The organism is Vibrio navarrensis, from assembly GCF_015767675.1.
In the GTDB taxonomy this organism is placed as follows: Bacteria; Pseudomonadota; Gammaproteobacteria; order Enterobacterales; family Vibrionaceae; genus Vibrio.
Genome location: NZ_CP065217.1, coordinates 349,163 through 362,801, shown reverse-complemented (window position 1 = coordinate 362,801; position 13,639 = coordinate 349,163). Strand labels below are relative to the sequence as shown.

At 50.2% G+C, this 13,639-nt stretch carries 1 protein-coding gene, 7 tRNA genes and 7 rRNA genes; all 15 read right to left on the bottom strand.

From position 1 onward, the window contains the following. Positions 1–45: 45 nt before the first annotated feature. The 15 genes from ltrA to I3X05_RS01550 all read right to left on the bottom strand — a co-directional run bounded on the left by ltrA (position 46) and on the right by I3X05_RS01550 (position 13,230). Complete coding sequence (gene ltrA / locus I3X05_RS01620) at positions 46–1,338, bottom strand: group II intron reverse transcriptase/maturase (RefSeq protein ID WP_045569234.1); 1,293 nt, start codon at positions 1,336–1,338, stop codon at positions 46–48. A 604-nt stretch (positions 1,339–1,942) separates the two neighbouring features. Beyond that, a tRNA-Asp gene (locus I3X05_RS01615) sits at positions 1,943–2,019 on the bottom strand. A 54-nt stretch (positions 2,020–2,073) separates the two neighbouring features. Then, positions 2,074–2,189: ribosomal RNA gene (rrf, locus tag I3X05_RS01610) — 5S ribosomal RNA — on the bottom strand. 16 nt (positions 2,190–2,205) lie between these two features. Then, positions 2,206–2,281: transfer RNA gene (locus I3X05_RS01605), tRNA-Thr, on the bottom strand. A gap of 48 nt (positions 2,282–2,329) precedes the next feature. Next, a 5S ribosomal RNA gene (gene rrf / locus I3X05_RS01600) occupies positions 2,330–2,445 on the bottom strand. A gap of 110 nt (positions 2,446–2,555) precedes the next feature. Beyond that, positions 2,556–5,436: ribosomal RNA gene (locus I3X05_RS01595) — 23S ribosomal RNA — on the bottom strand. A 347-nt stretch (positions 5,437–5,783) separates the two neighbouring features. After that, a tRNA-Val gene (locus I3X05_RS01590) sits at positions 5,784–5,859 on the bottom strand. A gap of 13 nt (positions 5,860–5,872) precedes the next feature. Next, a tRNA-Ala gene (locus tag I3X05_RS01585) sits at positions 5,873–5,948 on the bottom strand. Positions 5,949–5,979: 31 nt separating this feature from the next. Beyond that, positions 5,980–6,055: transfer RNA gene (locus I3X05_RS01580), tRNA-Lys, on the bottom strand. Position 6,056: 1 nt separating this feature from the next. Then, positions 6,057–6,132, bottom strand: a tRNA-Glu gene (locus I3X05_RS01575). Positions 6,133–6,134: 2 nt separating this feature from the next. Next, positions 6,135–6,210: transfer RNA gene (locus tag I3X05_RS01570), tRNA-Ala, on the bottom strand. 99 nt (positions 6,211–6,309) lie between these two features. After that, a 16S ribosomal RNA gene (locus I3X05_RS01565) occupies positions 6,310–7,855 on the bottom strand. A 367-nt stretch (positions 7,856–8,222) separates the two neighbouring features. Next, a 5S ribosomal RNA gene (gene rrf, locus I3X05_RS01560) occupies positions 8,223–8,338 on the bottom strand. A 110-nt stretch (positions 8,339–8,448) separates the two neighbouring features. Continuing rightward, positions 8,449–11,321 (bottom strand): 23S ribosomal RNA (locus I3X05_RS01555). A 352-nt stretch (positions 11,322–11,673) separates the two neighbouring features. Continuing rightward, positions 11,674–13,230, bottom strand: a 16S ribosomal RNA gene (locus I3X05_RS01550). The 16S, 23S and 5S rRNA genes sit together here with 7 tRNA genes alongside, the layout of an rRNA operon. Between the last annotated feature and the right edge of the window lie 409 nt (positions 13,231–13,639).

Sequence of the window (13,639 nt, the reverse complement as noted above, 5' to 3'; positions counted from 1 at the left end):
AAAACGTATAATCGAGTAGGAGGAGGCCTCACGGCCTCCGTCCTCTCACACCACCGTACAAGCGTGGGTCGCATACGGCGGTTCCGAATACACTTTTAGTGACTCATACCCATCTCTCAATGAGTAAAGCCCCCTCTCCTCGAACCATTTGATTGGCATTGCGTGATTCAACTGGGGCGAGAGTGCTAAGCGCCACCACCCTTTATCTGACATCGCCAGCTTCCACGCATTTCGCTCTGTTACACCTTGTCGTTGTAACCATGTCGCTATGCTGTATCTGCGTTTGCGCTGTTTCAGGCGGTAGCATCTCAACCGACGCCGTATCCATTCGTCTAAGCGCTGCATCGCACTTTGACCTATGGCGAGCTTGAAGTAGTGCTGCCAACCTCGTAGGTATTGGGTTAACTCGGTGAGGATTACCGACAACTCTCGACCTCGATTTCGCTTCGTTATTTTCCGCACTCGCTTCTTCATTTGAGCTTGTGCCGATTTTGATATCTGGAGGGTTCCGTCTATCTTGAAGCTATGGCTTAGGTAAGCTCGCTCCGTCACTCTTGTTGCTGCACTTTTCTCACGATTTACCGTGAGCTTTAGCTTCTGCTCCAAGAACTCCGTTATCGACTCTTTGACTCGATGGGCGGCTTCCTCACTACGAACGTAGATTTGACAGTCATCTGCATATCGACAGAACTTATGCCCTCTTCGCTCTAACTCTTTGTCCAGTTCATCTAATACAATATTGGAAAGTAACGGAGATAATGGCCCACCCTGTGGTGTTCCTCGTTGTCTTCGCTCTACTAACCCATCTCGCATTAAGCCTGCCTGTAGATAGGACCTGATGAGCTTTAATACTCGTTTATCACTAATGTCCTTAGATAATCTGTGCATCAGCCTATCATGGTTCACCGTGTCGAAGTATTTGGCTAGATCGATATCCACTACATAACCCCGCCCTTCTCTGATATAGCGGCTTGCTGCCGCAAGCGCATGATGCGCACTGCGGTTCGGCCTGAACCCGTAGCTGCTGTTGGAGAACGTCGGCTCATAGAGCTCTGACAGTACTGATGTGATCGCCTGTTGGACTATCCTATCCAGTACCGTAGGGATACCTAATTGCCTGACGCCACCATTCGGCTTGGGGATTTCTACACCCAGAACTGGTTGAGGTTGGTAGCTTCCGTCCAGAAGACTCTGGCGGAGCGCTTGCCCATTTGAAGCTTGTCGAAGTTTAGAGATGGTCGCTGTGATGTCGAGTCTGTCGACACCTGCGCACCCCTTGTTCTTCTTCACGCGTCGAAGGGCATGGTTCAAATTCGCTGAGGAGCTGATTTGTTCCATCAGCGGAGTGGGGGTCACCAAGACTCGTCCTCCTTTCTACGCCGATCATGCTTGTCATTCTTCGTGACCATGAGCTTTACTTGCGGTATTGCCTATTGGGACGTAGAGATGTTTTCCATCTTGCTATGACTCCACATCATTGAGTAAATAGTGACTGCTTCTTGATATATTCAGTTCTGGCCTTCCTTTGAGTTGTACTTCCTCAAAGTACTATGCCTTCTGCTGACTTCTCATTGCCCATCACACAACATCACTGCTGTGTTGGTCTCATCTGAGACAGGCAATGAGCTCTCCCGAGGTAAGACGTTGCTCTTTCCCTTGGTCATGCCTGATTTACCTATACACACTTCCCGTCGAGGCATTGGGCTATTCTATCTATTGCTAGGTTACCCAAGTTGTACAGGCCTACTATCAGGTTTCTGTTCGTCACAACCAAGTTTTGCCGTTTGCTTCCTTCAGGTTTCACCTCACGGTGAACACCCTTGCATAGGCTAACGGTTCTCGCTCGACTGAGCCCATAGAGGACTTTCACCTCCTAGATCAACGCCATGCTCGGCGCACAATGATAAAAGCCCCGCTGTTTCCAGCGAGGCTTCTTAATAAGTGGCGGAGCGGACGGGACTCGAACCCGCGACCCCCGGCGTGACAGGCCGGTATTCTAACCGACTGAACTACCGCTCCGCATCAGTTAGACTGTAAGTCCGCTATCAGGCAAAGCCTAATACGATATTTAAAGCCTGGCGATGTCCTACTCTCACATGGGGAAACCCCACACTACCATCGGCGCTACTTCGTTTCACTTCTGAGTTCGGTATGGAATCAGGTGGGTCCAAAGTGCTATGGTCGCCAAGCAAATTTTTTAATAAATGGTGCTGATACCCAGAATCGAACTGGGGACCTCATCCTTACCAAGGATGCGCTCTACCGACTGAGCCATATCAGCATTCAAACTTGGAAAACCCGCTAAATAAAGCGGATTTAAAAATTTAAAGCCTGGCGATGTTCTACTCTCACATGGGGAGACCCCACACTACCATCGACGCTGTTTCGTTTCACTTCTGAGTTCGGGATGGAGTCAGGTGGGTCCAAAACGCTATGGTCGCCAAGCAAATTCTTTCTCTCTATTTCTAGAGAATAATTCGGAAAGCTGTTTAAGTTCTTTTCAACACATTCAATTCGTTCTTGTATCGAGTCCACCAAAACCCTTTGGGTGTTGTATGGTTAAGCCTCACGGGCAATTAGTACAGGTTAGCTCAACGCCTCACAGCGCTTACACACCCTGCCTATCAACGTTCTAGTCTCGAACAACCCTTTAGGATACTTAAAGTATCAGGGAAGACTCATCTCAGGGCTCGCTTCCCGCTTAGATGCTTTCAGCGGTTATCGATTCCGAACTTAGCTACCGGGCAATGCGTCTGGCGACACAACCCGAACACCAGAGGTTCGTCCACTCCGGTCCTCTCGTACTAGGAGCAGCCCCTTCAATCTTCCAACGCCCACGGCAGATAGGGACCGAACTGTCTCACGACGTTCTAAACCCAGCTCGCGTACCACTTTAAATGGCGAACAGCCATACCCTTGGGACCGACTTCAGCCCCAGGATGTGATGAGCCGACATCGAGGTGCCAAACACCGCCGTCGATATGAACTCTTGGGCGGTATCAGCCTGTTATCCCGGAGTACCTTTTATCCGTTGAGCGATGGCCCTTCCATTCAGAACCACCGGATCACTATGACCTGCTTTCGCACCTGCTCGAACCGTCATTCTCGCAGTTAAGCGGGCTTATGCCATTGCACTAACCTCACGATGTCCAACCGTGATTAGCCCACCTTCGTGCTCCTCCGTTACTCTTTGGGAGGAGACCGCCCCAGTCAAACTACCCACCAGGCACTGTCCGCGACCCCGATAAGGGGCCAACGTTAGAACATCAAACATACAAGGGTGGTATTTCAAGGACGGCTCCAACGCAACTGGCGTCACGTTTTCAAAGCCTCCCACCTATCCTACACATGTAGGGTCAATGTTCAGTGCCAAGCTGTAGTAAAGGTTCACGGGGTTCTTTCCGTCTAGCCGCGGGTACACTGCATCTTCACAGCGATTTCAATTTCACTGAGTCTCGGGTGGAGACAGCGTGGCCATCATTACGCCATTCGTGCAGGTCGGAACTTACCCGACAAGGAATTTCGCTACCTTAGGACCGTTATAGTTACGGCCGCCGTTTACCGGGCTTCGATCAAGAGCTTCGACCGAAGTCTAACCCCATCAATTAACCTTCCGCACCGGGCAGGCGTCACACCGTATACGTCATCTTGCGATTTTGCACAGTGCTGTGTTTTTAATAAACAGTTGCAGCCACCTGGTATCTGCGACTCTCGTCAGCTCCATCCGCGAGGGACTTCACCATCAAGAGCGTACCTTCTCCCGAAGTTACGGTACCATTTTGCCTAGTTCCTTCACCCGAGTTCTCTCAAGCGCCTTGGTATTCTCTACCCGACCACCTGTGTCGGTTTGGGGTACGATTGCTTATAATCTGAAGCTTAGAGGCTTTTCCTGGAAGCAGGGCATCAATGACTTCACTGCCGTAGCAGCTCGACGTCGTGTCTCAGCCTTAAGAGTATCCGGTTTACCTAAACACTCAGCCTACGCACTTGAACCAGGACAACCGTCGCCTGGCCCACCTAGCCTTCTCCGTCCCCCATCGCAATTATAAGCAGTACGGGAATATTAACCCGTTTCCCATCGACTACGCCTTTCGGCCTCGCCTTAGGGGTCGACTTACCCTGCCCCGATTAACGTTGGACAGGAACCCTTGGTCTTCCGGCGGGGAGGTTTTTCACCCCCTTGTCGTTACTCATGTCAGCATTCGCACTTCTGATACCTCCAGCATGCTTTACAACACACCTTCAACGGCTTACAGAACGCTCCCCTACCCAATGTGCTAAAGCACATTGCCGCAGCTTCGGTTTACAGCTTAGCCCCGTTACATCTTCCGCGCAGGCCGACTCGACTAGTGAGCTATTACGCTTTCTTTAAATGATGGCTGCTTCTAAGCCAACATCCTAGCTGTCTAAGCCTTCCCACATCGTTTCCCACTTAGCTGTAATTTGGGACCTTAGCTGGCGGTCTGGGTTGTTTCCCTCTCCACGACGGACGTTAGCACCCGCCGTGTGTCTCCCGGATAGTACTTACTGGTATTCGGAGTTTGCAAAGGGTTGGTAAGTCGGGATGACCCCTAGCCTTAACAGTGCTCTACCCCAGTAGTATTCGTCCGAGGCGCTACCTAAATAGCTTTCGGGGAGAACCAGCTATCTCCGAGTTTGATTGGCCTTTCACCCCTAGCCACAAGTCATCCGCTAATTTTTCAACATTAGTCGGTTCGGTCCTCCAGTTGATGTTACTCAACCTTCAACCTGCCCATGGCTAGATCACTCGGTTTCGGGTCTAATGCTAGCAACTATACGCCCAGTTAAGACTCGGTTTCCCTACGGCTCCCCTATGCGGTTAACCTTGCTACTAACATTAAGTCGCTGACCCATTATACAAAGGTACGCAGTCACACCACGAAGGTGCTCCTACTGCTTGTACGTACACGGTTTCAGGTTCTATTTCACTCCCCTCACAGGGGTTCTTTTCGCCTTTCCCTCACGGTACTGGTTCACTATCGGTCAGTCAGGAGTATTTAGCCTTGGAGGATGGTCCCCCCATATTCAGACAGGATAACACGTGTCCCGCCCTACTCGATTTCACTGAACATGCGCCTATGACTACGGGACTATCACCCGGTATCGTTGGCCTTTCCAGACCATTCGTCTAACGCATGTAAAGCTTAAGGGCTAATCCAATTTCGCTCGCCGCTACTTTCGGAATCTCGGTTGATTTCTTTTCCTCGGGGTACTTAGATGTTTCAGTTCTCCCGGTTCGCTTCGCTGCACTATGTATTCATGCAGCGATACTGGCTTATGCCAGTGGGTTTCCCCATTCGGAAATCGGTGACTCAAGTGGCTGTTACTGCCTCATCACCGCTTATCGCAAGTTACTACGTCCTTCATCGCCTCTGACTGCCAAGGCATCCACCGTGTACGCTTAGTCACTTAACCATACAACCCGAAAGGGTCTTTGCGTTAAACAACCAAGGTTCGCTATCTCATTATTTGAATGAGCGAGATAGCATTGATTTGCCGGACTCAATTTTGAATCGTCACTCAAAGTGACGTTCCCAAGAACACTTGAATGTGTTTGTTGGTGTTTGTCATAAAGACAAACATTGAGAACTTTACAAGCAATCTATCAATAAAGATAAATTACTTTGTCAGCTTTCCAAATTGTTAAAGAGCAGTGTTATTTCCCGATGAGGAATCCACTTTTTAAAGACTTTCATCGTCGAAAAAACCACCATCCACATTAAGAGGAGGCTTCATTTGGTGACACAAAAACATTTAAAGAGTGGTGGGCGATACCGGGTTCGAACCAGTGACCCCCTGCTTGTAAGGCAGGTGCTCTCCCAACTGAGCTAATCGCCCATTTATTCAAGAATGGTGGAGCTAAGCAGGATCGAACTGCTGACCTCCTGCGTGCAAGGCAGGCGCTCTCCCAGCTGAGCTATAGCCCCATTTCTTGATTTTAATTCCCAATGGAAGGAATGGTGGGTCGTGCAGGATTCGAACCTGCGACCAATTGATTAAAAGTCAACTGCTCTACCGACTGAGCTAACGACCCGTGGTATCCCGTAGGGGAGTCGAACCCCTGTTACCGCCGTGAAAGGGCGGTGTCCTAGGCCTCTAGACGAACGGGACAATGGTGGAGCTAACCGGGATCGAACCGGTGACCTCTTGCATGCCATGCAAGCGCTCTCCCAGCTGAGCTATAGCCCCACTAAATGCTCTAATCTAAACCGTATCAATCTGTGTGAACACTCATCGCGACTTATTTATCTTCACTTTAAAAAGTAAAAACAAACTATCCGTATCGTATAAGGAGGTGATCCAGCGCCAGGTTCCCCTAGCGCTACCTTGTTACGACTTCACCCCAGTCATGAACCACAAAGTGGTGAGCGTCCTCCCGAAGGTTAAACTACCCACTTCTTTTGCAGCCCACTCCCATGGTGTGACGGGCGGTGTGTACAAGGCCCGAACGTATTCACCGTGGCATTCTGATCCACGATTACTAGCGATTCCGACTTCATGGAGTCGAGTTGCAGACTCCAATCCGGACTACGACGCACTTTTTGGGATTCGCTCACTTTCGCAAGTTGGCCGCCCTCTGTATGCGCCATTGTAGCACGTGTAGCCCTACTCGTAAGGGCCATGATGACTTGACGTCGTCCCCACCTTCCTCCGGTTTATCACCGGCAGTCTCCTGGAGTTCCCACCATTACGTGCTGGCAAACAAGGATAAGGGTTGCGCTCGTTGCGGGACTTAACCCAACATTTCACAACACGAGCTGACGACAGCCATGCAGCACCTGTCTTACAGTTCCCGAAGGCACTCCCGCGTCTCCGCAGGATTCTGTAGATGTCAAGAGTAGGTAAGGTTCTTCGCGTTGCATCGAATTAAACCACATGCTCCACCGCTTGTGCGGGCCCCCGTCAATTCATTTGAGTTTTAATCTTGCGACCGTACTCCCAGGCGGTCTACTTAACGCGTTAGCTCCGAAAGCCACGGCTCAAGGCCCAACCTCCAAGTAGACATCGTTTACGGCGTGGACTACCAGGGTATCTAATCTGTTTGCTCCCACGCTTTCGCATCTGAGTGTCAGTATCTGTCCAGGGGCCGCCTTCGCCACCGGTATTCCTTCAGATCTCTACGCATTTCACCGCTACACCTGAAATTCTACCCCCTCTACAGTACTCTAGTTTGCCAGTTTCAAATGCAATTCCCAGGTTGAGCCCGGGCTTTCACATCTGACTTAACAAACCACCTGCATGCGCTTTACGCCCAGTAATTCCGATTAACGCTCGCACCCTCCGTATTACCGCGGCTGCTGGCACGGAGTTAGCCGGTGCTTCTTCTGTAGGTAACGTCAAATGACAGTGCTATTAACACTACCACCTTCCTCCCTACTGAAAGTGCTTTACAACCCGAAGGCCTTCTTCACACACGCGGCATGGCTGCATCAGGCTTGCGCCCATTGTGCAATATTCCCCACTGCTGCCTCCCGTAGGAGTCTGGACCGTGTCTCAGTTCCAGTGTGGCTGATCATCCTCTCAGACCAGCTAGGGATCGTCGCCTTGGTGAGCCCTTACCTCACCAACTAGCTAATCCCACCTGGGCATATCCTGACGCGAGAGGCCCGAAGGTCCCCCTCTTTGGCCCCTGTTCATTATAAACAAGGGCATCATGCGGTATTAGCCATCGTTTCCAATGGTTATCCCCCACATCAGGGCAATTTCCCAGGCATTACTCACCCGTCCGCCGCTCGCCACCCAAGGAACAAGTTCCTCTGTGCTGCCGCTCGACTTGCATGTGTTAGGCCTGCCGCCAGCGTTCAATCTGAGCCATGATCAAACTCTTCAATTAAAAGTTTTTTGAAGCTTGCGCTTCGGCTCAATGAATACTGATAAGTTTCTAGTCCCTAGAAGCTAGTTCCTAGAAAACTTGAATTGACTGTGCTCGATACCGAAGTATCAAATTGGTCACTCAGTTCATTGATAAATCTTTTGGATTATCATCAACGAGTGCCCACACAGATTGATAGGTTTATATTGTTAAAGAGCTTTGCTTTCAGCACCTTAGCACTTAGGCAGGACGCGTATGATACGCTATTGACTCTGTAAGTCAACATAAAACTCTAAGCTTTTTGCTTAAAACTTTATGGTGACTTATCTACTTAAAGACAAGTCGAACCTTTTGTCTTCACTTTTTGAAAAAGTGAAAATAAATAGGAGCCTGGCGATGTTCTACTCTCACATGGGGAGACCCCACACTACCATCGACGCTGTTTCGTTTCACTTCTGAGTTCGGGATGGAGTCAGGTGGGTCCAAAACGCTATGGTCGCCAAGCAAATTCTTTCTCTCTATTTCTAGAGAATAATTCGGAAAGCTGTTTAAGTTCTTTTCAACACATTCAATTCGTTCTTGTATCGAGTCCACCAAAACCCTTTGGGTGTTGTATGGTTAAGCCTCACGGGCAATTAGTACAGGTTAGCTCAACGCCTCACAGCGCTTACACACCCTGCCTATCAACGTTCTAGTCTCGAACAACTTTAGGATACTTAAAGTATCAGGAAGACTCATCTCAGGGCTCGCTTCCCGCTTAGATGCTTTCAGCGGTTATCGATTCCGAACTTAGCTACCGGGCAATGCGTCTGGCGACACAACCCGAACACCAGAGGTTCGTCCACTCCGGTCCTCTCGTACTAGGAGCAGCCCCTTCAATCTTCCAACGCCCACGGCAGATAGGGACCGAACTGTCTCACGACGTTCTAAACCCAGCTCGCGTACCACTTTAAATGGCGAACAGCCATACCCTTGGGACCGACTTCAGCCCCAGGATGTGATGAGCCGACATCGAGGTGCCAAACACCGCCGTCGATATGAACTCTTGGGCGGTATCAGCCTGTTATCCCCGAGTACCTTTTATCCGTTGAGCGATGGCCCTTCCATTCAGAACCACCGGATCACTATGACCTGCTTTCGCACCTGCTCGAACCGTCATTCTCGCAGTTAAGCGGGCTTATGCCATTGCACTAACCTCACGATGTCCAACCGTGATTAGCCCACCTTCGTGCTCCTCCGTTACTCTTTGGGAGGAGACCGCCCCAGTCAAACTACCCACCAGGCACTGTCCGCGACCCCGATGAGGGGCCAACGTTAGAACATCAAACATACAAGGGTGGTATTTCAAGGACGGCTCCAACGCAACTGGCGTCACGTTTTCAAAGCCTCCCACCTATCCTACACATGTAGGGTCAATGTTCAGTGCCAAGCTGTAGTAAAGGTTCACGGGGTCTTTCCGTCTAGCCGCGGGTACACTGCATCTTCACAGCGATTTCAATTTCACTGAGTCTCGGGTGGAGACAGCGTGGCCATCATTACGCCATTCGTGCAGGTCGGAACTTACCCGACAAGGAATTTCGCTACCTTAGGACCGTTATAGTTACGGCCGCCGTTTACCGGGCTTCGATCAAGAGCTTCGACCGAAGTCTAACCCCATCAATTAACCTTCCGCACCGGGCAGGCGTCACACCGTATACGTCATCTTGCGATTTTGCACAGTGCTGTGTTTTTAATAAACAGTTGCAGCCACCTGGTATCTGCGACTCTCGTCAGCTCCATCCGCGAGGGACTTCACCATCAAGAGCGTACCTTCTCCCGAAGTTACGGTACCATTTTGCCTAGTTCCTTCACCCGAGTTCTCTCAAGCGCCTTGGTATTCTCTACCCGACCACCTGTGTCGGTTTGGGGTACGATTGCTTATAATCTGAAGCTTAGAGGCTTTTCCTGGAAGCAGGGCATCAATGACTTCACTGCCGTAGCAGCTCGACGTCGTGTCTCAGCCTTAAGAGTATCCGGATTTACCTAAACACTCAGCCTACGCACTTGAACCAGGACAACCGTCGCCTGGCCCACCTAGCCTTCTCCGTCCCCCATCGCAATTATAAGCAGTACGGGAATATTAACCCGTTTCCCATCGACTACGCCTTTCGGCCTCGCCTTAGGGTCGACTTACCCTGCCCCGATTAACGTTGGACAGGAACCCTTGGTCTTCCGGCGGGGAGGTTTTTCACCCCCTTGTCGTTACTCATGTCAGCATTCGCACTTCTGATACCTCCAGCATGCTTTACAACACACCTTCAACGGCTTACAGAACGCTCCCCTACCCAATGTGCTAAAGCACATTGCCGCAGCTTCGGTTTACAGCTTAGCCCCGTTACATCTTCCGCGCAGGCCGACTCGACTAGTGAGCTATTACGCTTTCTTTAAATGATGGCTGCTTCTAAGCCAACATCCTAGCTGTCTAAGCCTTCCCACATCGTTTCCCACTTAGCTGTAATTTGGGACCTTAGCTGGCGGTCTGGGTTGTTTCCCTCTCCACGACGGACGTTAGCACCCGCCGTGTGTCTCCCGGATAGTACTTACTGGTATTCGGAGTTTGCAAAGGGTTGGTAAGTCGGGATGACCCCTAGCCTTAACAGTGCTCTACCCCCAGTAGTATTCGTCCGAGGCGCTACCTAAATAGCTTTCGGGGAGAACCAGCTATCTCCGAGTTTGATTGGCCTTTCACCCCTAGCCACAAGTCATCCGCTAATTTTTCAACATTAGTCGGTTCGGTCCTCCAGTTGATGTTACTCAACCTTCAACCTGCCCATGGCTAGATCACTCGGTTTCGGGTCTAATGCTAGCAACTATACGCCCAGTTAAGACTCGGTTTCCTACGGCTCCCCTATGCGGTTAACCTTGCTACTAACATTAAGTCGCTGACCCATTATACAAAGGTACGCAGTCACACCACGAAGGTGCTCCTACTGCTTGTACGTACACGGTTTCAGGTTCTATTTCACCCCCTCACAGGGTTCTTTTCGCCTTTCCCTCACGGTACTGGTTCACTATCGGTCAGTCAGGAGTATTTAGCCTTGGAGGATGGTCCCCCATATTCAGACAGGATAACACGTGTCCCGCCCTACTCGATTTCACTGAACATGCGCCTATGACTACGGGACTATCACCCGTATCGTTGGCCTTTCCAGACCATTCGTCTAACGCATGTAAAGCTTAAGGGCTAATCCAATTTCGCTCGCCGCTACTTTCGGAATCTCGGTTGATTTCTTTTCCTCGGGGTACTTAGATGTTTCAGTTCTCCCGGTTCGCTTCGCTGCACTATGTATTCATGCAGCGATACTGGCTTATGCCAGTGGGTTTCCCCATTCGGAAATCGGTGACTCAAGTGGCTGTTACTGCCTCATCACCGCTTATCGCAAGTTACTACGTCCTTCATCGCCTCTGACTGCCAAGGCATCCACCGTGTACGCTTAGTCACTTAACCATACAACCCGAAAGGGTCTTTGCGTTAAACAACCAAGGTTCGCTATCTCATTATTTGAATGAGCGAGATAGCATTGATTTGCCGGACTCAATTTTGAATCGTCACTATACAGTGACATTCCCAAGAACACTTGAATGTGTTTGTTGGTGTTTGTCTTAAAGACAAACATTGAGAACTTTACAAACAAACGCTTATCGATTAAAGACAAGGTTTGTTTTGTCAGCTTTCCAAATTGTTAAAGAGCAATAACAGCTCGAAGCTTGCGCTTCAAAACCATCAATCTGTGTGAACACTCATCGCGACTTATTTGTTTCCGCTTTAAAAAAAGCAGAAGCAAACTATCCGTATCGTATAAGGAGGTGATCCAGCGCCAGGTTCCCCTAGCGCTACCTTGTTACGACTTCACCCCAGTCATGAACCACAAAGTGGTGAGCGTCCTCCCGAAGGTTAAACTACCCACTTCTTTTGCAGCCCACTCCCATGGTGTGACGGGCGGTGTGTACAAGGCCCGGGAACGTATTCACCGTGGCATTCTGATCCACGATTACTAGCGATTCCGACTTCATGGAGTCGAGTTGCAGACTCCAATCCGGACTACGACGCACTTTTTGGGATTCGCTCACTTTCGCAAGTTGGCCGCCCTCTGTATGCGCCATTGTAGCACGTGTGTAGCCCTACTCGTAAGGGCCATGATGACTTGACGTCGTCCCCACCTTCCTCCGGTTTATCACCGGCAGTCTCCCTGGAGTTCCCGACATTACTCGCTGGCAAACAAGGATAAGGGTTGCGCTCGTTGCGGGACTTAACCCAACATTTCACAACACGAGCTGACGACAGCCATGCAGCACCTGTCTCAGAGCTCCCGAAGGCACTCGAGCGTCTCCGCCAGATTCTCTGGATGTCAAGAGTAGGTAAGGTTCTTCGCGTTGCATCGAATTAAACCACATGCTCCACCGCTTGTGCGGGCCCCCGTCAATTCATTTGAGTTTTAATCTTGCGACCGTACTCCCCAGGCGGTCTACTTAACGCGTTAGCTCCGAAAGCCACGGCTCAAGGCCACAACCTCCAAGTAGACATCGTTTACGGCGTGGACTACCAGGGTATCTAATCCTGTTTGCTCCCCACGCTTTCGCATCTGAGTGTCAGTATCTGTCCAGGGGGCCGCCTTCGCCACCGGTATTCCTTCAGATCTCTACGCATTTCACCGCTACACCTGAAATTCTACCCCCCTCTACAGTACTCTAGTTTGCCAGTTTCAAATGCAATTCCCAGGTTGAGCCCGGGGCTTTCACATCTGACTTAACAAACCACCTGCATGCGCTTTACGCCCAGTAATTCCGATTAACGCTCGCACCCTCCGTATTACCGCGGCTGCTGGCACGGAGTTAGCCGGTGCTTCTTCTGTAGGTAACGTCAAATGACAGTGCTATTAACACTACCACCTTCCTCCCTACTGAAAGTGCTTTACAACCCGAAGGCCTTCTTCACACACGCGGCATGGCTGCATCAGGCTTGCGCCCATTGTGCAATATTCCCCACTGCTGCCTCCCGTAGGAGTCTGGACCGTGTCTCAGTTCCAGTGTGGCTGATCATCCTCTCAGACCAGCTAGGGATCGTCGCCTTGGTGAGCCCTTACCTCACCAACTAGCTAATCCCACCTGGGCATATCCTGACGCGAGAGGCCCGAAGGTCCCCTCTTTGGCCCCTGTTCATTATAAACAAGGGCATCATGCGGTATTAGCCATCGTTTCCAATGGTTATCCCCCACATCAGGGCAATTTCCCAGGCATTACTCACCCGTCCGCCGCTCGCCACCCGAGAAACAAGTTTCTCTGTGCTGCCGCTCGACTTGCATGTGTTAGGCCTGCCGCCAGCGTTCAATCTGAGCCATGATCAAACTCTTCAATTAAAAGTTTTTTGAAGCTTACGCTTCGGCTCAATGAATACTGATAAGTTTCTAGTCCCTAGAAGCTAGTTCCTAGAAAACTTGAATTGACTGTGCTCGATACCGAAGTATCAAATTGGTCACTCAGTTCATTGATAAATCTTTTGGATTATCATCAACGAGTGCCCACACAGATTGATAGGTTTATATTGTTAAAGAGCTTTCTTCCTGCTTCAGTGACTGAGTCACCGTGGAAGAGGCGGCCATTTTAGCGAGTTAAGTTTTTGTGTCAACCACTTTTTTCAAAACTTTTTTCAGGTTTATCACCTGGCTAAAATGCCTTGCTGATTTGCCTTGGTTCCTTATGGAGCCTTGCCGTGTCAGCGAAGTGGCATTATAGAGATTGCGATCACATTGGCAAGCGCTTTTTATT